This is a genomic window from Chryseobacterium sp. X308 (assembly GCF_020733145.1).
In the GTDB taxonomy this organism is placed as follows: Bacteria; Bacteroidota; Bacteroidia; order Flavobacteriales; family Weeksellaceae; genus Chryseobacterium; species Chryseobacterium cupriresistens.
Genome location: NZ_JAJFZH010000012.1, coordinates 59,614 through 83,530, shown reverse-complemented (window position 1 = coordinate 83,530; position 23,917 = coordinate 59,614). Strand labels below are relative to the sequence as shown.

Annotated in this window: 17 protein-coding genes; 8 read left to right on the top strand and 9 right to left on the bottom strand. The window is 36.8% G+C overall.

The features are described from left to right. The first annotated feature begins 65 nt into the window (after positions 1–65). The 3 genes from LIV57_RS13985 (at position 66) to LIV57_RS13975 (ending at position 2,140) form a co-directional block, all read left to right on the top strand. Positions 66–857 carry a helix-turn-helix domain-containing protein gene (locus tag LIV57_RS13985; RefSeq protein WP_227943052.1) on the top strand — a complete coding sequence of 264 codons (792 nt, stop codon included), beginning with the start codon at positions 66–68 and terminating at the stop codon, positions 855–857. A 490-nt stretch (positions 858–1,347) separates the two neighbouring features. Continuing rightward, positions 1,348–1,767 carry a DoxX family membrane protein gene (locus LIV57_RS13980; RefSeq protein WP_227943051.1) on the top strand — a complete coding sequence of 140 codons (420 nt, stop codon included), beginning with the start codon at positions 1,348–1,350 and terminating at the stop codon, positions 1,765–1,767. Positions 1,768–1,786: 19 nt separating this feature from the next. Next, positions 1,787–2,140 (top strand): cupin domain-containing protein, encoded by a 354-nt coding sequence (locus LIV57_RS13975; protein WP_227943050.1) that lies wholly within the window; start codon positions 1,787–1,789, stop codon positions 2,138–2,140. A 71-nt stretch (positions 2,141–2,211) separates the two neighbouring features. Here LIV57_RS13975 and LIV57_RS13970 read toward each other — a convergent pair whose 3' ends face one another. The 3 genes from LIV57_RS13970 to LIV57_RS13960 all read right to left on the bottom strand — a co-directional run bounded on the left by LIV57_RS13970 (position 2,212) and on the right by LIV57_RS13960 (position 5,415). Further along, entirely contained in the window at positions 2,212–3,321 is a 1,110-nt protein-coding gene (locus tag LIV57_RS13970) for a heparan-alpha-glucosaminide N-acetyltransferase domain-containing protein (protein ID WP_227943049.1), read from the bottom strand. Positions 3,322–3,658: 337 nt separating this feature from the next. After that, positions 3,659–4,609, bottom strand: a complete 951-nt coding sequence (locus LIV57_RS13965) for a BPSS1187 family protein (RefSeq protein WP_227943048.1) — start codon at positions 4,607–4,609, stop codon at positions 3,659–3,661. A 56-nt stretch (positions 4,610–4,665) separates the two neighbouring features. Further along, on the bottom strand, positions 4,666–5,415 hold the full coding sequence (locus LIV57_RS13960; protein ID WP_227943047.1) for an aspartate/glutamate racemase family protein: 750 nt from the start codon (positions 5,413–5,415) through the stop codon (positions 4,666–4,668). Positions 5,416–6,097: 682 nt separating this feature from the next. Here LIV57_RS13960 and LIV57_RS13955 point away from each other — a divergent pair. Then, a complete protein-coding gene (locus tag LIV57_RS13955) occupies positions 6,098–7,651 on the top strand; it encodes a hypothetical protein (RefSeq protein WP_227943046.1) in 1,554 nt (517 codons plus the stop codon). Positions 7,652–7,871: 220 nt separating this feature from the next. After that, a complete protein-coding gene (locus tag LIV57_RS22910; RefSeq protein ID WP_262908345.1) occupies positions 7,872–8,003 on the top strand; it encodes a hypothetical protein in 132 nt (43 codons plus the stop codon). A 353-nt stretch (positions 8,004–8,356) separates the two neighbouring features. On the opposite strand, the gene LIV57_RS13950 is transcribed toward LIV57_RS22910, so the two are convergent. Both LIV57_RS13950 and LIV57_RS13945 read right to left on the bottom strand, forming a co-directional pair. Continuing rightward, entirely contained in the window at positions 8,357–10,276 is a 1,920-nt protein-coding gene (locus tag LIV57_RS13950; protein WP_227943045.1) for a beta strand repeat-containing protein, read from the bottom strand. Between the two features lie 631 nt (positions 10,277–10,907). Beyond that, positions 10,908–12,365 (bottom strand): helix-turn-helix transcriptional regulator, encoded by a 1,458-nt coding sequence (locus LIV57_RS13945; protein WP_227943044.1) that lies wholly within the window; start codon positions 12,363–12,365, stop codon positions 10,908–10,910. Between the two features lie 1,057 nt (positions 12,366–13,422). Here LIV57_RS13945 and LIV57_RS13940 point away from each other — a divergent pair. Together LIV57_RS13940 and LIV57_RS13935 are read left to right on the top strand one after the other, a co-directional pair. Next, positions 13,423–15,141 (top strand): hypothetical protein, encoded by a 1,719-nt coding sequence (locus LIV57_RS13940; RefSeq protein WP_227943043.1) that lies wholly within the window; start codon positions 13,423–13,425, stop codon positions 15,139–15,141. Between the two features lie 1,186 nt (positions 15,142–16,327). Further along, positions 16,328–18,523 (top strand): hypothetical protein, encoded by a 2,196-nt coding sequence (locus LIV57_RS13935; protein WP_227943042.1) that lies wholly within the window; start codon positions 16,328–16,330, stop codon positions 18,521–18,523. A 138-nt stretch (positions 18,524–18,661) separates the two neighbouring features. Here the strand turns inward: LIV57_RS13935 and LIV57_RS13930 are convergent, their stop codons facing one another. Continuing rightward, on the bottom strand, positions 18,662–19,804 hold the full coding sequence (locus tag LIV57_RS13930; RefSeq protein ID WP_227943041.1) for a cytochrome-c peroxidase: 1,143 nt from the start codon (positions 19,802–19,804) through the stop codon (positions 18,662–18,664). 77 nt (positions 19,805–19,881) lie between these two features. Next, entirely contained in the window at positions 19,882–20,325 is a 444-nt protein-coding gene (locus LIV57_RS13925; RefSeq protein ID WP_227943040.1) for a DUF3291 domain-containing protein, read from the bottom strand. A gap of 93 nt (positions 20,326–20,418) precedes the next feature. Here LIV57_RS13925 and LIV57_RS13920 point away from each other — a divergent pair, with 93 nt between their 5' ends. Beyond that, entirely contained in the window at positions 20,419–20,781 is a 363-nt protein-coding gene (locus tag LIV57_RS13920; protein WP_227943039.1) for a winged helix-turn-helix transcriptional regulator, read from the top strand. 112 nt (positions 20,782–20,893) lie between these two features. Here the strand turns inward: LIV57_RS13920 and dnaK are convergent, their stop codons facing one another. Both dnaK and LIV57_RS13910 read right to left on the bottom strand, forming a co-directional pair. After that, positions 20,894–22,792 carry a molecular chaperone DnaK gene (gene dnaK / locus LIV57_RS13915; protein ID WP_202838817.1) on the bottom strand — a complete coding sequence of 633 codons (1,899 nt, stop codon included), beginning with the start codon at positions 22,790–22,792 and terminating at the stop codon, positions 20,894–20,896. Between the two features lie 199 nt (positions 22,793–22,991). Continuing rightward, on the bottom strand, positions 22,992–23,696 hold the full coding sequence (locus tag LIV57_RS13910; protein WP_227943038.1) for a hypothetical protein: 705 nt from the start codon (positions 23,694–23,696) through the stop codon (positions 22,992–22,994). Positions 23,697–23,917: the final 221 nt, after the last annotated feature.

Below are 23,917 nucleotides of genomic sequence, written 5' to 3'. Positions count from 1 at the left end.
TTACAATATCCGTTTTGTTCCATCCAGTTACATCAATTTGATATTCACCTTTTAACAGATCTGAAATGATTAAAATAAGAAAATACTCCAACCAGGCAGGACATCCTGAGCCAAGAAGGATCATCAGATACACCTTATTCTGGTGCCAGTCCGGAAATGCAGAAATTCTGATTGACGAAAATATTTTTGTGATCAAAACCGGTCAGGTTGTAACCATTACTTCAGGACAGTTTCATCAGTTAAAATCAATAGAAGGAGAATTGACTGCATTGGAATTTACGCTGGATTTTTTCTGTAAAAGTGATAGTGATATTGAACTTATCTTCCACAATGGTCTCTTTTGCCATTTTGGAATGAATGAAATGATCACTGTACAGCACCCTGAATTTTTCTCTGAAACATTGAACACTATTGAAAAAGAAATTCTGGAACAGCCTTACCAGTATCTGATCTCTACACATTCTCTGGTGGAATTGCTTCTCGTAGAAATCAATCGCAGTAAAATTGCCCACGGCGATGAAATATGGAAACCCGATGCTTTATTTTTAAAGTTCCTTGAAAGTGTAAGGGCAAATTTTAAAAATAATTATCAGGTCTCTCATTTTGCTGATCTTCTCGGAACGACTGAAGCCAAACTGAATGAGGTTTCAAAGCTTCATACCAGCAAAACGGCCCAGAATGTGATCTACAGCCTCATTATTTCTGAAGCTAAGAGACTTTTATTATATGAAAAGCTGACTGTAAAAGAAATTGCCTACCAGCTTGGTTTCAATGATCCTTTCTATTTTTCAAATTTCTTTAAAAAACATACTTCACAGTCTCCCAAAGAGTATCAAAAAACAGTAAAGGAAATTTAAAATCAGGATGGAGATCGGTACAAAGTTGGGGCCAGGCAAAAAATGTAATAATCCGTTGATGAAGCAATATGGCCTGTTGCTTAGAAAGAATCAATGAAATTGATTCCACCTTTGCCTCCTTAAAAATATAATATCAACTTCTTAAAACTTTGCGTCTGAATTAATTCCAAATCAGTCTTAAAAGTTGGAGAAATTGTAATGCTGGATTTTATAATACGCAAAGATTTATTTTCAATTCCGTTTTATCTTAAGTGAGCAATGAAGTGAATCGATATTCTATCGATTATGATGAAGCATGTGTTTAAATTTATAGCTAAATGTCAACATCCTAAATTATCTACAGCATTTGAGGCTCGCCCAGAATTGTTTTATACATCATCACTTCCAGATTCCTTCTCCAATATTACATGCTTTTCCCGGAATTGTCTATTCTTTAGGCGGCGGCTTTCGCTGAACTTTGTACTGTAATTAAAACCTAAAAATTATACGTATGAAAACGCAACAGGATACCGCCGTTTTTTTATTAAGAATTGCTCTGGCTGCCGGGTTTTTATCAGCAGTAGCAAGCAGGCTGAATCTTTGGGGAACTCAATCTTCAGGCTGGAAAAAATTTATAGATTATACTGCTGAAACCAATTCATTTTTACCACCATCGTGGGCAACCATTATTGCAGTATTATCGACCATTGCTGAACTGTCAATCGGTATTCTGCTTCTTCTGGGTTATCAGATAAAAAGAACAGCAAGGTACGCCTCTGTGCTCACTTTATTTTTTGCTATAGCCATGAGCATTTCTTTTGGAATTAAAGAACCTCTGGACTATTCAGTCTTCGCATTCAGTGCAGGAGCATTTCTTCTGAGTACATTTTCCCATTATAAATGGAGTTTTGACCATTTCTTACAGCAATAACAATTAAAATTTATATCACATGAACACCAACATCCACGATTACATCGTAAAAACAGAACAGAAAGAATGGCAGCCTTTGATTGAAAAAGGAATTCATTATGAAGGTATTTTTGTAAAATCCTTAAAATTTGATCCTGAAAAAAACCGTTCTACCAGTATTCTTTTAAAATTTGAACCGGGAGCGAGCTATCCTTATCATAATCATCCTGCAGGAGAGGAATTATTTATCATGGAAGGTGATGCAACTATTGCAGGAGCCCCACTTGAAAAAGGAGATTACCTATATACTCCGCCTGGCTTTAAACATTCAGTAAAATCGGAGTATGGCTGTACCATTCTTTTTGTGGTACCGGAAGAAGTGGAAATTCTTTAAGCTGATTACACACAAAACCACAGTAAACTTTTACCGTGGTTTTATAATTTTAAATGATAAAATGGGAATTGTTATTTCAAAACTGTTTTATCAGTTGATATCGTTCTGAAATCAATTAACGTTTTGTTCTTTCTTATGATATCCACCAAAGTCTGTACTGAAAAGGTAAGAATAATATACAACGGGATCAGCATACATACGTATCCGATTTCATGTTGTCGATATCCGAAAATTCCTTTTCCCCAGGAGATTAATATCCATTGAATCATGTACATTGAGGTCAGATTTTTACTGCAATATTTGAGAACACGTATAAAACCATTTTCTTTGGCGTTTGCCGTAAACGTATTAATCAGCCATAAAAACAGTAGTGTCCAGCCTGCAAAATAAAAAACACCTCCGGGACCCATATGATAAAAACCATTGTAATGATAATCACCATACAGAAAAACCAGCGGTGCTCCTATGGCGATAAATAACAGTCCGGCATAGAGCATATTTCTAAATATCTGTTGGGTATTGTAATTCATCTCCTGAAACCATTTCCCGAAAAACATTCCGATGATGATAAAGGCCATCCATGGAAAAACAGGGAAATAGACATATGCCGGATAATCGGTATTGAAAAGGAGATCCAGGACATAATTGATCACAGGATAATCCAGGTTAATTCCGCTTACTTCCCTGGATACCAGTGCAACGAATAAACCTATTGTCAGAATGATATATTTATTTTTGACATATTCTCTGATAAATCCTACCAACAACAAGGACATCCCTGCCAGCTGTAAAATATCACCCAATTGTACCAGATATACATACTGCTGTTCTATAGGTGCATCCCATCCATATTTTTGGATAAAATTATCAGGAGCAAAATTAAAAATCACAGGAATCATAAACTTCATAAAGTTCATGAACAACCCTGCAAATACCAGTAAAGCACCTCGTTTTAAAGCACTTTTAAGACTTTGATGACTGGAAGTCATGAAAGTAATTCCCATACAGATCAGGAAAATGGAAGTTCCCCTTCCAAGAAAAACAATAAAACTGCCGACAGCTGTTTCATATTGTGATTTTACATTGGCATACACCAATAAGGTATGTATAATGATCATTCCGATGACACTTATACCTTTTATTACATCCAGAGTAAGGATTCTTTTGTTTTGTAGTTCCATAGTTTTTGTGAAAATGTGGATTAGATGGATAAAATTGTACTCATTAATGATTTTTTTAATAATATTTTTATTTATTCTAAATAAAAAATCAAATATACAAATTAAAACCACTTCTCATAATTCATGAATCAATTTTCATAAAATAGTAATACTTAAACACTTACTTCAATATAATTACAATAATATCTTCAACACTCAAGTATGTAACTTTCCCTTGAAACGTCAGAAATGAAAGTTTAATACTCTATGTCCTCTAATAAAAAACTCTTCCAGCAGGAAGAGTTTTTATCATATCTAAACTTATAGCTTTAAATTATAGGAAATGATCTTTTAGAAATCATAGTCCCGAACCAAGCATTTTTATCCATATCGGTTTATACACAGGATTTTTAATTCCTTCCACATGATATGGATTAGGAGGGGTACGATTATTGGTTGGCTGATCCATAGGCTGGTCTAAAGCAAAAACATTTTCTGCAGGGATATGCAGTTCTTTACAGATTTCCGCTAACTCTTTTGCGGCAACTTCTTTCACATGATAGGTTGCAAAAACATTTTGAGGTGATGTTACCAATTTTTGCGAGTACCAGCCTGCTATCTTTTTCGTTTTGGAATCACTGTAATCCCATCCTCCTGAAAAGCTGATGATTCTTGCCACAGACTCATGCTGAGCAATAAATTCAGCCATTCCTCCCCCCTGAGACTGACCGGCTATAGCGATTTTGCTCCAGACAGGTTTACCTGTGTTGTGATCAAGATACTGAGACCATGCACCCTCTTTATCATTTTTTGACAAATACTGTAAAAGTTTTGTCAGGCGAGGTATTATGGCATCCTGATACTGATCCTGAATAGGCAGGAAAGTATTATCACCATAAATACGTTTTCTACGGAACTCCGCAGCACAGTCAACATTTTTACTCAAATAATCTCCTTTACAAACCTGTGAAACACCAGGTGAACTTATAAAAGAGAGTGCTATGATTCTGTATCCCTGATCCAATGCTGTTTTTAAAAAATCTTGGGGAACATGATCAGTTGATCCTTTGGTTCCCGTAAGCCAAAGCAATACCTTATTATTTTTAATGGCCTTGTCATAAATTACAATATGTGCACTGTCCCAACTCTTTACCGAAGGATCAGCTTCACTGGGCTTCACTTTAAGTGTTTTATAGCCGGAAAAATCAATTGCCGGACTTACCTTTTGTGCTGTCAAATTAGCGGACGAACTTACTATAAATGACACAATTAATGTCACTATAACCAATAACGAAATCTTTTTTTCCATAGTATTTAAATTATTTAACTGTTAAAACTCTATAGAGTATGGTTATCAGTCTACAATCAAATTCCTAAAATAAAATCCACCCCCATTTGTGCATGCAGTAGCGTGGTATTGAATACCGGAATCTCCAGATCATTTTGTCCAATAATAATCGGAAATTCTGTACATCCCAATATGATGCCTTCAGCGCCCATTGTTTCCAGGATTACAATCTGATCCAGTATATATTTTTTTGTTTCAGGCTTTAAAATACCAAGAGACAGTTCTTTTTGTATAATGGTATGAAGTTTTTCTCTGTCTTTCTTTTGGTCGGGTACCATTATATCAATATCATATTTATCTTTTAGGATTTTCTCAATAAATGGCTCCTCCATGGTAAATACTGTCCCAATAAGCCCAACTTTACGAAGCCCTTTCTTGCGGACTGCAGCGCCTATCGCGTCTCCAATATGCAGTATGGGAATCATGCTATGCCGTTGCACTTCATGAAACACTTTATGGGGTGTATTAGCACAAAATATTGCTGCAGAGGCTCCGGCTTTATATAATTGATCACAGGCTTCAATCAGCATTGCTGCAATTGTATCCCAATGATCCGACTTTTGCAACTGATGCATAGAATACTGATCAAGATTTACTAATACAAGAGGAGGATTTGTATTATTACCGAAATGGTCATTGATGGTTTGGTTCAGGTACATGTAATATTCCAGCGTTGAATGCCAGGAAAGACCTCCGACAAGACCTAATTTCCGTAATGTGGGATGGTGCAGAGGATAACACGGAGAATTTTGATTATAATTATTCATGACAGTTTTGTTTGCAGTTCTCTGCAGCTGGCACTTGTACTGCAAAGCCGGAAATCTCACCCTCTTTTTTACAAAATAATCGTATACAATTTATAGGGAAGTGCATTTTCTATTTTTTACCAAGATTAAGAAAAAAACAGTGAGAAGCATAATAACACCCTACAACATATATACGCCACTTTGTAGAGGTACCACAAAAACTACTCACAGATACTGCCTTTTTTTGCTTTTTGAAAACACACAGTAACACGAATTACTAATCAATCTATTATGTAATAAGCTCAAAACCGATTTTGGGGTTAATAATTCTTGTCGTTAAAATTATTGTATTGAAATACAGGAAAAATAGACAGTTCCATCTGAGGTACATTCCAGCAATTAGTATCTAAAACAGCAAATTATAAGCTCATTATGTATATGCTCCCCTCAATATTTTTTACAGACAGCAACCAAAGATCACATAATATTTTATTATATAATCACTATAATGTGGTTTAATATATTCATATTTAAAAAAAATTTCAAATGTTTTATACAAATAAAAATGCACATCTGGAATATATATAGTGTATATATGATGTATGTACAATCTGAGCCATATTGACCCAATACATATTACCTTTGCGCAGCTCTTTCAGATCTATTAACACAAAGAAAAAAATTAATTTTAATTATAATGTGTATGAAAAAAAAATTATTCTTAACAGGCTTGCTTACTACTTTTTCTCTGGTAGCAAAATCACAGGTGGGTGTTAATACCGCAGCCCCCTCGGCAACGCTTGACGTAACAGCTAAAAACAGCACAGGTACAGGTACAGCAGTAGAGGGAATATTGATTCCAAGAGTAGACCGGCAAAAAGCTCAGAGCATGACCGGAGTCCCTGTATCCACACTAATCTATGTAAACAGTATCGCTACTGGCACCAATACAGGCACTGCCCTGAATATTGATGCTGTTGGCTATTATTATTATAATGGTACTGTATGGACCAAGTTGACCAACCCGATTAATATTTATAATGCAGATGGTACCCTTACCGGTAACAGAACCGTAACCCAGGGAGCCAATACTTTAGCATTTACAGGAACGCAGGCCAATGCATTTTCAGTGGATGGCAATACCTTATCTGTGGATGCTGCCAATAATCGCGTAGGAATAGGAACAGTTTCTCCTACTAGTAAACTGGTGGTAAAAGGTACTAATGCCCAGCCTTCAGCAATGGGCACAGCCAATACCAATGCCACCTTCAGAGTGGATGGAGATACCAGCCATTCTTTGGATTTCGGAACCTATACCACCACTCCTTTCGGATCTTATATTTCCAGCCAGAACAAAGCATCTGCAGCAACCCTTCCTTTGGTACTGAACCCGGCAGGAGGAAATGTGGGAATTGGAGTCAATGCCCCTACAAGCAAATTACATGTAGAAGGCAGCCAGTTGCTTAATGCTGCGGTTACCACAGCTCAGACTAAAAATGCATTAGATATTAATGTTGGGCAGGATGGCTTCAGCTATGGTAACCGTACAGAAAATTTCGGTATTAATATGAGGTCTTCTTCTTCAGCTGCTACAGGTCCTATTTCACGTATTAATTTTGGTGATACTTCAACGTCGTCAGCCACAGGCAATCGTTACCTCTCTTTTAGTGTTGGCCAGACTCCTAACGAACTGATGTATCTTACTGATGCTAATTCCGGAAGAGTGGGGATAGGAACGACATCGCCTTCAACAAAAGTTGATATTAATGGAAATCTCAGAATAGGAACAGCTTCGGGTTCTAATAGCTCAGGTAATGTATCTACTTTAGTAAGAGATAACACAACGGGAGAAGTGAAAGTAGCCACATCCCCAACCGGAAATACGGCGATGTTCAATTATATTACCTACACACTTTCTAATGTTGACGGGGATTATATTAGTGATTATGATACCAAAATAAGTACAGCAGATTATTCAGTAGTAGTGGTAGGAATTTTCTTTACCTCCCCTTTAAAAGTTATAGCACCGGGCTCCGCTCAACCTTACTTCTCCCCTTCCAACGTACTTGCTTATCAACAAAATTCTACCTGGCATTTGCTAGCCGACTATCCAAACACTGCTCCAGCTTCCAATGGCACATGGGCTATTAACTGTCTGGTAATCAACAACAGTCTGATTAAAAGTATTCCTGGTGTAAACCAGGACTTAGGAGGAAGTAGTACGGGAGCAGCAGCAGGACCACCCGCGGGATTATAAAAATTTCGCTAACTTATCCTGATATTCACTATAAATAAACCGGAACAAAAATTTTGTTCCGGTTTATTTATACAATGGATTCTTAAATATCCTTTACAAGTATTTTTTTCATATAATCGCTCTTCTGTTTCTGTAAAATCTCTATTTTTTCATAAGAATCTTATTCCTGAAGACTAAACAATTGTGTTTAGGTAGGAAAAGCTTTTCAGGAAAAGAAAGTATGAAATTGATAGCTTTTGATATCATATACAAGACAGATGTTGTAAAAATACACACCCAGACCCTGCCTTGTGCTTTCTCTTCTCAATCATCAGGATTTCAGATGGCTGATGAGAACAAAATAAGCTGGTAAAAATACTTACAAAATATAATAACCAAATGAAGGTGGTATGACGAAAACATGTATTCCGAAATAATAAGCTTCACACTAAAGTACGACCTGTCATTATCTCTGGAAAATTAGCTAGCTGTACTTTATTGTAAATTCTGTTCGCTTTTAATTCGCTTTTAATAAATAAGCTATACCCAAAAGTATAGCTTATCCTTCATGACAATTTTAATGTCAAAAATGACCAAATACAAATCCGATTCTTTAAAAGATCATGCTATAGATTTTCAATAAATAAGAGATTCCTGTCTTCTATAATTTAATAAATTAAATCAAAACATTGATTTTTCTATACTTTTATAATATATGTCACTTTTTTAATTACCTAAATAAACAAACATATTGACACTTAAACTTTGAGGCTGTATATTGATGGACTGCTGTGCTACGCCCCCATTTACACTATTTGTGGTAAATGAATGGGAGTGCGGATTTTGGTGTAATACATTAGTATTAACATGATCAAGATTTCTCGTACCTGTACCAATTTTACCGGCTAAGAAGGTATATGAATAAGCATCAGTTGCCGGTTTACCATTGTTATTGATAATATCATACATTATAGTAGGCTCAGCTGAACTGGTGGTACCAGATAACTGAAAATTAGGCAATTGATTCCTTGCTATTGTACGGGAGTTATTGCTGTTAATACTTCCCAATCTTGTACCGTCCTGTACTAAGTAGGAGTTGCTGGCATTAGGAATATATGATGAAAAACCTAAAGAATTTGCAGCGCCTCTTTGAGTAGTGGTCAGGCCTCCTACTGATCTTCCATCAAGTTTTACCCATCCACCGTGATCCGAAACCGAAAAACTTGCCTTAATATCTCCAATATTAGCTGAACTTACCCCAACAGTACCTCCATCGGTAGATCTCCAGTTTGAATTACTGAAAACATATTCCAATGCTTTACCATTAGGAACAGTAACCCCATTCAGTGTTGCTCCAAATCCTCCCGAAGTATTGTTAAACACAACAAGTCTCTGACCAGCATTAGGCGCTGCAAATGCATTAATTGTAATTGTTCCTGTAGCAGTACCGGTAAGCTGAACCTGACCTACATTAGGTGGAACCGTTACAGTATTACCGGAAACAGCTAATACAATTTCACGGTTGGTAATCGCTCCATTAACATCCAGTGCTGTACCTGGAGTTGTGTTAACACCTACATTCCCCCCTTCTGGGTTTAACACCAAAGGAAGCCCTGCAGCGGCTGTTTTGTTCTGGCTTGAAATATAAGATCCATAAGGAGAGTTTGCATAGGTTCCGAAATCAAGGGCATGATTACTGCTTCCATCAACCCGAAGCGTGGCATTGGTAGTTGCTGTCCCTTGTGCAGAAGGCTGTGCATTACTCCCGGCTATCACCAGTTTATTAGTGGGAGTTACAGTTCCTACTCCAATATTTCCTCCTGAGGTAATAGTCATTTTTTGAGTATTATTGGTAGTAAATCTCAGATCATTGGCTGTAGTGGTTCCCACAGAAACTACACCTCCTCCGATATATGTTTTCAGATTAACTGTACCATTGGTATGATTCAATCCAAAGCTGTTATCAGGGGTGCTAATGGTAAGTTTGGTATCCGGTGCAGTGGTACCAAGACCTACACGGTCATTGGCAGCATCTACGGATAAGGTATTTCCATCTACAGAAAATGCATTGGTCTGCGTCCCTGTAAATGCTAAGGTATTCCCTCCCTGTGTTACGATCCTGTTACCGGTAAGGGTACCGTCTGCTGTATAAATATTAGTAGAAGTTGTTCCTCCTGCACCACCATCAGTAGATCTCCAGCCAGAGTTACTGTATACATATTCCAAAGCCTTGCCATTAGGAATGGTAACACCTCCCAATGTAGCACCGAATCCACCTGTTGTATTATTATAAACTATAAGACGCTGCCCTGGGTTAGGAGCGGCAGGTGCAGTAATAACAACCGCACTGGTAGCAGCACCGGTAAGTTGTACCAAACTTACATTAGCAGGTATCGTAACAGCATTACCTGCAACGGCTAAAGCAGTTTCACGGTTGGTAATCGCTCCATTCACATCCAGTGTAGTACCCGGAGAGATGAGCCCCAGTCCCAGATTACCATTAGGAGTCATCACCAGATCATCTTTAGCCTGAGCGGAAGTAGGTACTCCACTTGTTGGATTATTTTTCATCCCATCAACACTAAATATTCCCTGAGGATTACTGGTATTGATCCCCACCTGTGATTTCGCTGCCAGTGAAAACATAATAAATATGCTTGTTAATAATAATTTCTTTTTTCATCATTTGTGTATTAATTAATTTGAATAAATTAGTTGAGTATTAAAAAATCAATTGTGTTGTGAATAGTGCCATAAAATTAACACAGTGCAATATTAGAACACTTAAAATAAAACTCACATTTCAAATCTACATCATCCATGCAACACGATACATCATTTATACATTAAAGAGAAAATCTATATAGGCAAGAATCAATAACACACACGAAATCAACAGATTTAAAATCCGTCTCTCTATACTTAAATGAAATGTTTGTTTTTTTATACATAATAAAAAAACTATCCTATTCATATCAGAAAACAAGGAATAATTTACATCAGATAATTAATGTAAAACTAATGGACAACTATACCGGATGTAAGTGCCAGCAACAAAACGTTCAAAACGATAGTTTGTATATTCAAAAAATGTAACACCCAAGCCAATTAGGAGGGTGATTATCAAGGTTACTAACAGGAATATAGTACGAGAAGAAAAATAGCAAGTCTTATTATGACAAGTCTATGAAGTTAAACAAGCCAATAGCAAAGCAATAATAAAAACTTGCTCCAGTTTTTCTCTGAAATTGTATTCACTTACACTAGATTAACATTTCTAAGGCTCTAATATAGATCTGAAAAAAAGATACAGATTTGTCTCGCTTTCCAGATTCAGTTTTTTCCGTATTCTGTATTTTTTTGTCTGTACAGATCTATGCTCCATAGACACACACTGAGCAATTTCCTTTGACGAAAAGCCAAGCCATATCATGGCACAAAAAGTTAAATCCGATTTGGAAAGACTAGGATTTATTTTCAACAACTCCCTGAATAATTCCGGATAGGTTTCCTGGAATTTAGGAAAAAAATCAGCTTTTTTTTCTCTGGCAAGCTGAATGATATGCTCATAATTTTCACTGAGTTTTCTTTTCAGGTCTTTTGTTTCTTGCCCTATTTCAAAAATTACTTTTTCACTTTCCGCCAGCTTCTTTTTCTTTTTTCTGACACGCAAATAAAAGTAAATGGTAATTAGAATAATCAGCAGCATTAAGATACCACTATACCACAGCGTGGTATTATTTTGTTTTTTAAACTGAACCTTTTCGTTTTCTCTATCTTTATTCAGTCTGTTGATGGAGAGATCTACCGCCTGATTCTGATTCGCATTAAGGCTGTCCTGCAATGAGATTGCTTTGTTTATATATTCATTTTCTTTATCAGTATTACCCTCTTTTTTATAAAGTACAGACAGCTCCTTATAATTGTTAAGAATAAGCTTTGGCCTGTTAACCTGTTTTGCAAGCCCGATCGACATCTTAATTGCATTGATAGCCTGGCTGATTTTTCCCTGACTGTTCAGAAATACTCCATAATTCTGTAAAACAACAGCTCTCTGGAATTTGTTATGTTTAAATTTTTTGGTTTCCAAAAGCACAAAAGCTTTTTGAAAGTAATATCTGGCAGAATCAGGTTTCACTTCAAATATGGTATAGTGCTGTGCAACATTAGCTACATCAAGAGGGTTCGCTTCTATTTTCATAGCTTTATGCAGGTAAATAATCCCAGAATCAGGTCGGTCAACCTTGTACATGTATACAGATCTGATTGAATAGACATAACGTAAAAACAGGCGGCAGTCACGGTTATCTTTTCTCAGCTTCAAACCATAATTCATAGCTTTTGAATTGTATTCCAAAGCCAGCTTGCTCACATCCATCTTACCGTAAACCTGAGCGTACTCCTGATTAATTTTACCCAAAAGAAAATTATTAGTGCTTTTCCCGGATATATCTTCAGCCTTGTTTAAATATTCTAATCCTTTCTTTAAATCGCCCCCAAATAAATACCGGTTAGCAATATTGGCATATCCCATTGCTTCTCCTTCGCGATAGCCAATCCGGATTGCTTCCTTTATAATTCCTTTATTCCAACGGATAAGATCATCGTCAGATATTCTCGTCCGAAGTACTTCGTTTGTTTTTATCAGTAAAGTATCAATATTCCTTTCTGTATATCGTTGTGAAAATAATTCCGAACAACATATTATGAAAGAAAATAAAATTATTTTATTCATTTTTTTTAAAAAAAACATAATAACAAGTTGCTGATTAAAGATAAAAAAATACTTATAATAACCAAATAAAAATATTATGATAAGAATATCAGACCAATATTTCCAATTTGAAAGAATAACATTATTGCAAGAGAAACAAGGCACAGCTCCCCATCCATTATAATTTACTGCTTTTTACAATATAATTACTCCTTTTTTGAGTGTTATCTTTTCTTTGTTTTTATTTACACGGATAACAAGATTGGGAATCACATCAAAATATGTGTCGTCTCCCGTTTTCACCTGATACCGGTAATAAATTCATTTTTTCTTTTTTTTGCTTTAAAGAAATGATTCAACCCTATTATTGGTTACGGATGTCCGGAATCTCACAAAGAGATCAGGGATTCACTTTTCTTATACACATATCTATTTTATTTTCCACAAGGTTAAAAAAAAGTGATAAAAAATGCATAATAACAACATACAGCGTAGATACATCATCCTCTCAAACCACTATGAATAAAGGGTTACAAAATTCGGTACAACTTCACTACATCTTCAACAAATGCATTCGATTTCCACCTGACAGCAAAAAAAATTCCGGACTCAAATCAACATGTGCTTAAAACAGATATAAAGATGATCAAAACATAATTAGCCGTCTCTTTACTAACTTAAATCAAAAACACACTCCTTATGATAATTTTTCTACCATAAATCATGATTTGAATTATACCGGCAAATCTATCTTTATTGTCAACCTCTTTTAGCAAACTGATAAAAAGCAACAAAGATAAAAAACAAAGATAGTATTTTCATAATTAATTCACTTATTTGTGGTTTAATTTATTAAAGTTTTTTTCCTATAAAGCTTATTTTTTCAACGAAAACACGAAAATGATGTATTTACGATATACCCATGTTGTATCTATGATGAGCATGTAATATGCTTTATAACTTCACCAAGTATTACCTTTGCCTTCCAATCAATAGTAGAACACACAGATACAGTTCACCAATATGTTCACGGCTATTATAACTGTTGATATAAGAAAATTATTAATTAACGCATATTATGAAAAAAAATTTATTTGTAGTAGGATTGCTTGCTACCTTTTCATTGGCAAAATCACAGGTGGGGATTAATACCTCAACTCCCACCGCAACCCTAGATGTAACAGCTAAAAACAGCACAGGTACTGGTACAACAGTTGAAGGACTGCTTATTCCCAGAGTAGACAGGCAAAAAGCTCAGAGCATGACCGGAGTTCCGGTATCAACCCTTATCTATGTAAACAGCATCGCTACAGGTACCGCTGCGGGCACCGCTTTGAACATTGATACCGTTGGCTATTATTATTATAATGGTACCGTATGGACAAAGCTGCATAACCCGACAAATTCAACTGCTGCTAATCTTTACAATACGGATGGTACCCTTACAGCAAACCGTACCGTTACACAGGGAGCTAATACTCTTGCCTTTACAGGAACACAGACCAATTCATTTTCTGTAGATGGAACCACCTTATCTGTAGATGCGGCCAATGACCGTGTAGGTCTTGGTACTGCAACACCTGATACCAAACTTACCATCAGCACCCCCGATAATAGTTTTGGTTTAAACCATACCAATGGTACAGTGAACTTAAAGACATACATCGGAGGAGGAGCAGCCTCCGTGGGAACTACTACGGCAAACGATCTCAGATTTACAACGAATAACACTCAAAAAATGACTATTACTCCAGCTGGAGATGTAGGTATAGGTACCATCACGCCCGATACTAAACTTACCATCAGTACGCCTGATAATAGCTTTGGATTGAACCATACCAATGGGACAGTGAACTTAAAAACATATATCGGAGGAGGAGCAGCCTCCGTGGGAACCACTACTGCTAATGATCTGAGATTCACAACGAATAACACTCAAAAAATGACTATTACTCCAGCAGGAGATGTAGGTATAGGTACCGTCACACCCGACACTAAACTTACCATCAGTACAGGAGATAACAGCTTTGGATTAAACCATACCAATGGTACAGTGAATCTTAAAACTTATGTTGGAGGAGGAGCAGGTTATCTGGGGACTACCACTTCAAATAATCTGAACCTGATGGCCAATAACAATGCAAAAATGACTATTACTCCTGCAGGAAATGTCGGGGTAGGAATTAATACTCCTGATAATTCGGCTTTGCTGGATCTTAATGCTGCCAATAAAGGGCTTTTACTACCAAGGGTATCCCTGTCCTCCCCATCAGATGCGAGTACGGTTCCTTCGCCTGCCACCGGACTTATGGTGTATAATAATAATACAGCCATGTCACCTCAAGGTACGGGAGTTTATTATAACGGCGGAACTCCGGCAGCCCCGAATTGGGGTAAAATAGGTCCGGTTTCAAAAATGTATTTTAAATATTATACCTTTACAAACCCGAATGGAGATTTCATCTCTAATTTTGATACAAAAATACCTGTTTCTTCCTATACAGCTATTGTGGTGGGGTTTGACACCAACAATCATGGCAGCACTACTGCTGGCTTTAAAGGTAATGGATCTACCAATTTTGATTTTCAGGTACCAGATATATATACCTTTCAGCAGAACGGAACATGGAGAATTTATGCCGATGTTCCTAATGCAACTACTACATCAGGAAGTTCATTTGTTTGGGGGGTCAGATTGCTGATCATCTCCAACGAACAAATGACTATTTTGAGTGATGGCGGTTATAACCTTGGAGGCACCAGCGTCGGAGCGGCAACAGCATCTCCAGTTCCATAGCAGTAACCAATAACTAAGTCATCGGAATATATCCGGATTCAAATACTCTTCAAAAAATATTTTGAAGAGTATTTTATTTATCGATCAGTCCCTTTTAGTAACGAAGCTGTTTAAACTTATATATTCATTATTTTTAACTACAAAAGACACAAAAATTAAACATTTCATTTTTCAGAGTCAGACTTTATATATAATAGCCTACTTAAACTTTGTGAAAATCTTTGCCTGTTGAGCGAAGTCGAAATGTTCATCTTAAATGAGCTTTTGTGCATTCTCATTTTAAACTTACTTAAATAAACTCAAGTGTTTGTAAATGAAATCTTTTGTGATTTTTGTGGTTTTGTAAAGTGTAAATAACTTTAATAACAGCTTTGACAGGCTCAGCAGGACAACGCTTAAAAATCTCAGTTGCTATTCGGGTTGTCACCCTGAGCCTGTCGAAGGGCTGTTAATAAAAAAATCTTTTGTTAATGATTAATCCTGGTATTCATAAAAGATATACGTCAATAATGTTATTAAACCTTGATGATCTGAGATACCTGCTCAACCAGATTTGTATTTTTAAAATATGCAGTAAGCACATTAGACTTTTTACAACCATTATTTTATTCAAAATAAAAATACCTATCTATAATTCCACCGATGTCTGCCAGTCTATAGAAACATATACTTTGCAACTATAAATATTTTTAAAATCAAAACCTAAAAGTCATTAAAAAAGGATTAGAGAAAGCTAAAACACAGCATTTTTAAGGTTTAAATAAAAAACATAAAACGTATAACAGATTAATTATTTCACACAACAATGATAATATAAAGTATAAAATTCAAGAGTCATACCCAAATGATGTATGTATGATGTACGTATGTTGTATGTGAAAAACATACAACAACCTTAAATAAGCTTATTTTTGTTAAAGATATTAAGGATATTATGAATGTTATGGAATAAGCTTAAGACAAAGAAAAGCAATACTATGCAGCAAAGATTTTTATTTTGTTTTACTGTTTCATTTAAATAATAAAACATTGTGTTAAAGATTTAATACTGAACTTTTAGAGAAGACTATTGCTTCATGAATACAAAGAACATATAATCAATAAGTAAGGATACTCTGTTGCTATGATGGAGCCCGCGACAAAAAAGGAGATATTAATTTATTCTAATCTTAATTTCTTATATATTATGAAAAAAAATTTATTACTAGCAGGCTTGCTCACCACCTTTTCTCTGGTGGCAAAATCACAAGTGGGGATCAATACCAGTAATCCTCAGGGAATATTCAATATTGACGGATTAAAAAATAATCCGACAACGGGAGTACCTACAGCTGCTCAGGCTACAGATGACCTGGTGGTGACTTCTAATGGTAATCTCGGACTGGGGCTCATCGCTCCCGGTACTACACTGGATGTGAACGGAGCCATTACCAACCGGGAAACCGCTTTAGCCGTTGCAGGTAATGCTGTTACTATTCCGGCCAATGTAAGCCAGGTACAACTTACCGGCGCTGCTACTGCAACAGTTACTATTACTGCACCTGTTGCTCCCAATGCAGGGCAGCGAATCATTGTTTATAATAATACAACAGGAGGTTTTGGTGCTTCATTAGGCGGTGTTACTATTCCCAATGGCAAGGCTTTGGAATATGTATACAGTAATTCAGGCTGGAGAGCTACGGACGGAGGAGCTGTTGGAGGCTCTTCAGGTAATATCTATACAACAGACGGCACTCTAACAGGAAACAGAACGGTAACCCAGGGAGCTAATACCCTGACATTTACAGGAACACAAACCAATGCCTTTTCTGTAGATGGAAATACCTTGTCAGTGGACGCAGCCAACAACCGTATAGGAGTTGGTACCACTACCCCTACGAATAAGCTGGTAGTAGCAGGCACAAATGCCCAACCTTCAGCATTAGGTACAGCCAATACCAATGCCACATTTAGAGTTGACGGGGACAGCAGCCACGCTCTGGACTTCGGAACCTATACCAACAATCCTTACGGATCTTATATTTCCAGTCAGAACAAAACCGCAGCCACCCCCCTTCCTTTAGTACTGAATCCGGCAGGAGGAAATGTAGGAATTGGAATCGATAACCCTTCAACCAAATTACACGTACAAGGCAGCGAACTGCTGAATGCCGCTGTTACAACAGCTCAGACCAAAAATGCATTGGATATTAATGTTGGACAGGATGGTTTCAGCTATGGTAACCGTGCTGAAAATTTCGGCATCAATATGAGGTCTTCTTCTTCAGCCGGTACAGGGTCTATTTCACGTATTAATTTTGGGGATATTTCTACAACAACAGCAACAGGTAACCGTTACCTGTCTTTTAGTGTTGGCCAGACTCCTAACGAGCTGATGTATCTTACCGATGCCAATTCCGGAAGAGTAGGAATAGGAACAGTGTCCCCTACGAATAAACTGGTGGTAGCAGGTATCAATGCACAACCTTCAGCATTAGGTACAGCGAATACCAACGCCACATTTAGAATAGATGGTAATACCAGCCATGCTTTGGATTTCGGAACCTATACCAGCGCTCCTTTCGGGTCTTATATTTCCAGTCAGAATAAAACTGGAACTACAGGTCTTCCTTTAGTATTAAATCCGGTGGGAGGAAATGTAGGAGTGGGTACCAATGCTCCTGATAACTCAGCTTTGCTTGATCTTACTGCCACCAACAGAGGATTTTTGTTACCAAGAGTATCATTAACCTCAATGACAGATGGAACTACTATTCCTTCACCTGCAAAAGGACTTATGGTATACAATTCCAACACCGCATTAACTCCCTATGGAGAAGGAATTTATTCTAATTCAGGAACTCCGGCAGCTCCAAGATGGGATAAATTAGCCCCTCAGAAAAGTGATTTTGTTTTATCACAGGTAGTGGCCGTTGCAGCAACAGCTCCGGTAGATCAGGGCGCTGCAGGAGTAGGTAACGTTATAGACACTGTAAATCTTGGCTTGAGTTCTACAGTAGTGGTTCCTGCCAATTCTACTGCCAAAATATTAATGACCTACACTGTTCCAATGGGTACTTATCCTTTAAATAACAGCAATACAGTTGTTAATGGATATTTTGGTATACGTTTTCTCAGAAACGGCGTAGAAGCACCGGAGGGTTCCCGAAAATATTCTGTTCCATATTCAGATTCCGGATCGCATATGATGAGTGTGTCAGGGAGCTTTTCAGAAACCGTTGTTAACAGTGGATCATCACCTATCAATATAGTATACTCGCTTAATGGCTATGTGGAAGGTACTGTAAGTACTACCAGATTTAATATGTGGGCTTCATCCGGGGATAACTTTAACTGGGGTAAAGGATCTTTAAGTGGAACCGTGTTTGCTAAAGATAACTAATATAAAAAGATAACCTATACATTATAGAAAGATCTCTTGAGATAACTCAGAGATCTTTTTGTTTTTATGAATTTGATTTTTGCAAGCTCAGAATACACAAAATCAATCTTCCTGATTAAATAATTTTACTATAAATCATTATGACTTAGGTAATTCCGGTGGGCGCATTTTATATTTGTAACTGTTCAGTGTTTTTAAAAATGCTACGATATCAAACACCTCATCATCTGTTAAATTCAGTTTTTGGATCATTCCTGATTTATGGGGAAACTTTTGATCATTGATCTGTTCTCCTTTTGGAATTTCCCTTCCCATTCCGGCATTATACATCATGACGATGTTCGCCAGCTCAGGGAAAAGTCCGTTATGCATATAAGGTTTATTCTCGGAAACTTCTCTTAGTGCAGGAGTTTTGAATTTTCCTACATCTTCATTTTTTTGAGTAACAATGTACCGTCCCAGATCTTCGTATTTTCTTCCGTAATACGTCAGTCCCAGGTTATGGAATTTCTGGTCGGAAAAATAAGGTGTGTTGTGGCAGTTGATACAATTTGCTTTAGTTCTGAATAGATGAAGACCATTGATTTCGGAATCCGTTAAGGCATCTTTTTTTCCGGTCACGAATTTATCAAATCTTGAAGGTGGGCTTATCAGAGAACGTTCAAATGTAGCAATGGCTTTTGCAATTTTTTCTTCTGTCACATCTCCATTCCCGAAAGCTTTGACGAAAAAAGATCTATACCCTTTAACTTTTCTGATGTTCTTTGTTGCCATTGATATATGCAGATTCATTTCTACCGGATTTTCAATAGGTGCTTTCACCTGCTCTTCCAACGTTGCCGAACGGCCGTCCCAGAAAAGTGTTTTAGCATATCCGATATTTACCAAAGCAGGAGCATTTCTGGTACCTGTCTGCCTGTTGTGTCCAAAAGAAACCATGCTTCCGTCTGACCAGCCTGTTTCGGGATTATGGCAGCTGGCACAGGAAATTTGTCCGCTTCCTGACAATCTCGGATCAAAGAATAACATTTTTCCCAGCTCCGTTTTAGCTTCGGAATAGGGATTATCTTCAGGAAAACTCATTTTGGGCAACGGTCCGATATCCTGAAACCCTTCTTTAGCTTCATCAAATAAATAAGGTGCCGGCCATTTACTCTGATCACCACTGCTGTACAGTGTGCGAAGCTCTTCCACAGTATATCCTGCAGGATCATTAGAAGTATAACTTAGTAAACATAGTACTCCGGCAACTGCCAGAAAAGCAATATATCTTTCTTTCATTTATTTCAATACAATACTGAACTGTACAAAGATAACTTTATTAGCATGCTGATTGCAAAAGTTTTTCAATGCTGCAACTATGGCGACTGAAAAACATGCTGAAAATTAAATGCATAAGAAGAGGAACCGTGTTCCTGCAAATATTCTAGCCGTTTCAATGCTTCATCTATACCAGGATATTCATTATTTTTAATCCACCACATCGCATAGTGAGCTTTTCCGTATTTTTGGAACCATTCTCTTCTTCTTCTCAGAAAATCAACGTGGAATGTTTTATAAGTAAAATGTTCCAGGGAATCTATGTTTTCCCACACCGATAAATTGATGATAACCTGTTCATCGTTTAATGGATTAAAGCTTGTAGCATTGTTTTCATCATCTTTCAGTCTCCAGATAAATCCGTCGCTATTCTCTGCCAATTGGTTTACTGAATCCAAATGACTGACAAATTCATTCATCACCGGGTCTTCTATGTTGGTTCCTATCATTCGGGCAACATTAATTTGGGCTAGTTGATACATTTTTTTATTTCTTTTATTCTGATTAATATTGTGTAAAAATAGCTCCTGTACTATTACCATAAAATAACTATCAATTTAGATACTATAGAAAAGATGGAAAAAAAATGTGAGACCTTATTCGTTAATGTTGATCAGAAATCTTATCCCTGTGCTGTAAGTTTCGTCATGGATCTCATTGGAGGAAGATGGAAAGGGGTTATTCTCTGCCACTTAAAAAATGGGGATAAAAGGTTTGGCGAACTCAAGAAAGACCTTTCTTTTATTACAGAAACAACTTTAAGTATTCAGTTGAGGCAATTGGAAAAAGATCAGCTGATAACACGAACGGTATTTGGAACAAAGCCTCCGGTAAAAGTGGTATATAGTCTTTCAGATCTGGGGTTGTCATTTATTCCTTTATTGGATCATATCAATGATTGGGGTAAAATGATTCTGAAGGACAAAAAAGGTACTTAAAAAACTGTAACCCTATTTCTGAGGGCAGTAAATATCCTGTAAAATAAAACCCGGCAGCAAACTTTGTTTGCTGCCGGGTTGATTTATAATTAAATGTTAGTGTTTACATTTATTATTTTACTTCTTCGAAGTCTGCATCCTGTACATCTTCAGCTCCGGCGTTTCCACCAGCATTCTGAGCTCCTGCACCTGCATCAGCACCTGGCTGTTGACCCGCTGCATATAATTCTTCAGAAGCTGCCATCCATGCTGCATCTAATGCTTCAGTTTTAGCTTTCACATCATCAGCATTTTTAGCTTCGAACGCTGTTTTTAATTCTGCGTGAGCTGCTTCAATAGCTGCTTTTTTGTCAGCAGAAAGTTTCTCACCGAATTCTTTCAGTTGTTTTTCAGTCTGGAAGATCAATCCGTCAGCTTTGTTGAAGATTTCAACTTCTTCTTTTCTCTTGGCATCAGCCGCAGAGTTTTCCTGAGCTTCTTTCTTCATTCTTTCGATTTCTTCGTCAGAAAGACCTGAGGAAGCCTGGATTTTGATAGACTGCTCTTTACCAGTTCCTTTATCTTTAGCAGATACGCTTAGGATACCGTTCGCATCAATATCGAAAGTCACTTCAATCTGAGGAACTCCTCTTGGTGCTGGTGGAATATCTGTAAGGTCAAATCTACCGATTTCCTTATTATCGTTGAACATTGGTCTTTCCCCTTGTCCTACTCTGATGCTTACAGCCGGCTGGTTGTCAGAAGCTGTAGAGAATACTTCAGATTTTTTAGTTGGGATTGTAGTGTTCGCTTCAATTAATTTAGTGAATACAGAACCCATCGTTTCGATACCTAAAGAAAGTGGAGTAACGTCAAGTAGTAATACATCTTTTACATCACCTGTCAATACACCTCCCTGAATAGCTGCACCGATGGCTACAACCTCATCCGGGTTTACTCCTTTAGATGGTTTTTTACCGAAGAATTTTTCTACTTCTTCCTGGATAATCGGGATTCTTGTAGATCCACCTACCAGGATTACTTCGTCGATATCAGAAGTTGATAAACCAGCATCTTTTAATGCTTTAGCAACAGGCTCCATAGATCTTCTTACAAGATCAGCAGATAATTGCTCGAATTTAGCTTTTGTTAAAGTCTTCACTAAGTGCTTAGGACCTGTAGCAGTAGCTGTGATATATGGTAAGTTGATTTCAGTCTGAGGAGAAGAAGACAATTCAATTTTAGCTTTTTCAGCTGCTTCTTTCAATCTTTGAAGAGCAATAGCATCAGCTTTTAAATCTACACCTTCTTCAGCTTTGAACTCGTCAGCCATCCAGTTGATGATCACATCATCAAAGTCATCACCTCCTAAGTGCGTATCACCGTTTGTAGACAATACTTCAAATACACCGTCTCCTAAATCAAGGATAGAGATATCGAAAGTACCACCACCAAGGTCATATACTGCGATTTTCTGATCTTTATGGTTTTTATCAAGACCATAAGCTAACGCTGCAGCGGTAGGTTCGTTGATGATTCTTTCTACTTTAAGACCTGCAATTTCACCAGCTTCTTTAGTAGCTTGTCTCTGTGCGTCGTTGAAATATGCAGGAACAGTGATTACCGCTCTTGTTACTTCCTGACCAAGATAATCTTCAGCAGTTTTCTTCATTTTCTGAAGCGTCATTGCAGAAATTTCCTGTGGTGTATATTCTCTATCGTCGATTTTTACTTTTACTGTATCGTTTGGTCCGGCAACTACTTTATAAGGTACTCTTGTGATTTCAGAAGCATCATCTTTAAAGTGTGTTCCGATAAATCTTTTGATAGAGTAAACAGTTTTTGTTGGATTCGTTACAGCCTGTCTTTTTGCAGGATCACCTACTTTTCTTTCTCCGTCTTCCGTAAAAGCTACGATAGAAGGAGTAGTTCTTTTACCTTCTGCGTTAGGAATAACAACAGGGTCTTTACCCTCCATTACAGCAACACAAGAGTTGGTTGTTCCTAAGTCAATTCCAATTATTTTACTCATAATATTTTATATTTTTTCTATTTTTAATTTTAATTTACACTCTCAATTTCTCAATATCTGTACCATTCAAAAAATTATGACAAAATGACACAATAAAAATAAAAACCCCGATAAAATGGGGTTTTGAAATTATATTCAGGAAAAAAAATCATTTTTTTGAATGGAGATGTGTCAACTTTCATCAGTTTGCCCTGAGGTTTTATTTACTTTCTTTTAAAACCTGAATTAAAAAATAGCCAAGATCCGGATCCACAGGATATATTCTTCCGGTATTAATGCCAACTCCCACTCCATTTGTTCCAAAACCTACACCATCTATTCCAATACCTGAGAAGCTGTAGAATTTATTAAACTGCTCCGGTTTCCATTTTGCCCATACTGCCATTCCCGTAATTCCTCCTTTTACTATTTTCACTTCTTCATTTTCCTTTAAAGTAATCGTTATAAATGTATTGTCTCTTACTTCTTTTTTCTCTCCGTTTACTTTAAACTTTGAAATATTTCCGCTGTTTATAACGGGCTCACCGATGATATAAATTTTATTTTTTTCAATAAGTGTACTTTGATGCCTGATGTCGGGATCCTGTATATAGTAAGTATCTATTACCAATTCAGATTCATTTTGATGATCTCCTTCTTTAAAGCTCACAATGTGATAAGCATTTGCTCCTGAACTTTTTGCTTCATCAGCAATGGCTGTAAATAAATGTCCGAGATAAGTATTGGGATAATGCGCTTTGTACCTTCCTACAAATGCAGATTTATAGTTTTCCTGCTGCTGTAAAGGAATCATAAATTTCCGGGGAGACAGGTTTTCCAGATTTCCATTTTCCAGAACCTCTACATATTGACTGTGCCCCCAACCAAATAACTGCAGCAGAAGTATGATTATCAATTTTTTCATGACTAAAAGTTTTTATAATTCCGGGAAATATTTTCAAATAATGAATAAATTTTTGATAATATCCTGATATAAATATAGCAAAAACAACTGATAACCAGACCTTTTACAAGAAGACCCAATCAATAGAAGGAATTCCACATTCAATCTTCAAAAATTAATCAAAGTTTAACCTAAGAAATAGAGGCAGAATCTTTGTGAATTATTATTTTTGATAAAATATA

Bases quoted from the DNA above. Each gene is read 5' to 3' on its own strand.
- LIV57_RS13985 (WP_227943052.1), top strand. From the start codon at position 66: ATGATTAAAATAAGAAAATACTCCAACCAGGCAGGACATCCTGAGCCA.
- LIV57_RS13980 (WP_227943051.1), top strand. From the start codon at position 1,348: ATGAAAACGCAACAGGATACCGCCGTTTTTTTATTAAGAATTGCTCTG.
- LIV57_RS13975 (WP_227943050.1), top strand. From the start codon at position 1,787: ATGAACACCAACATCCACGATTACATCGTAAAAACAGAACAGAAAGAA.
- LIV57_RS13970 (WP_227943049.1), bottom strand. From the start codon at position 3,321: ATGGAACTACAAAACAAAAGAATCCTTACTCTGGATGTAATAAAAGGT.
- LIV57_RS13965 (WP_227943048.1), bottom strand. From the start codon at position 4,609: ATGGAAAAAAAGATTTCGTTATTGGTTATAGTGACATTAATTGTGTCA.
- LIV57_RS13960 (WP_227943047.1), bottom strand. From the start codon at position 5,415: ATGAATAATTATAATCAAAATTCTCCGTGTTATCCTCTGCACCATCCC.
- LIV57_RS13955 (WP_227943046.1), top strand. From the start codon at position 6,098: ATGAAAAAAAAATTATTCTTAACAGGCTTGCTTACTACTTTTTCTCTG.
- LIV57_RS22910 (WP_262908345.1), top strand. From the start codon at position 7,872: ATGAAATTGATAGCTTTTGATATCATATACAAGACAGATGTTGTAAAA.
- LIV57_RS13950 (WP_227943045.1), bottom strand. From the start codon at position 10,276: ATGTTTTCACTGGCAGCGAAATCACAGGTGGGGATCAATACCAGTAAT.
- LIV57_RS13945 (WP_227943044.1), bottom strand. From the start codon at position 12,365: ATGAATAAAATAATTTTATTTTCTTTCATAATATGTTGTTCGGAATTA.
- LIV57_RS13940 (WP_227943043.1), top strand. From the start codon at position 13,423: ATGAAAAAAAATTTATTTGTAGTAGGATTGCTTGCTACCTTTTCATTG.
- LIV57_RS13935 (WP_227943042.1), top strand. From the start codon at position 16,328: ATGAAAAAAAATTTATTACTAGCAGGCTTGCTCACCACCTTTTCTCTG.
- LIV57_RS13930 (WP_227943041.1), bottom strand. From the start codon at position 19,804: ATGAAAGAAAGATATATTGCTTTTCTGGCAGTTGCCGGAGTACTATGT.
- LIV57_RS13925 (WP_227943040.1), bottom strand. From the start codon at position 20,325: ATGTATCAACTAGCCCAAATTAATGTTGCCCGAATGATAGGAACCAAC.
- LIV57_RS13920 (WP_227943039.1), top strand. From the start codon at position 20,419: ATGGAAAAAAAATGTGAGACCTTATTCGTTAATGTTGATCAGAAATCT.
- dnaK (WP_202838817.1), bottom strand. From the start codon at position 22,792: ATGAGTAAAATAATTGGAATTGACTTAGGAACAACCAACTCTTGTGTT.
- LIV57_RS13910 (WP_227943038.1), bottom strand. From the start codon at position 23,696: ATGAAAAAATTGATAATCATACTTCTGCTGCAGTTATTTGGTTGGGGG.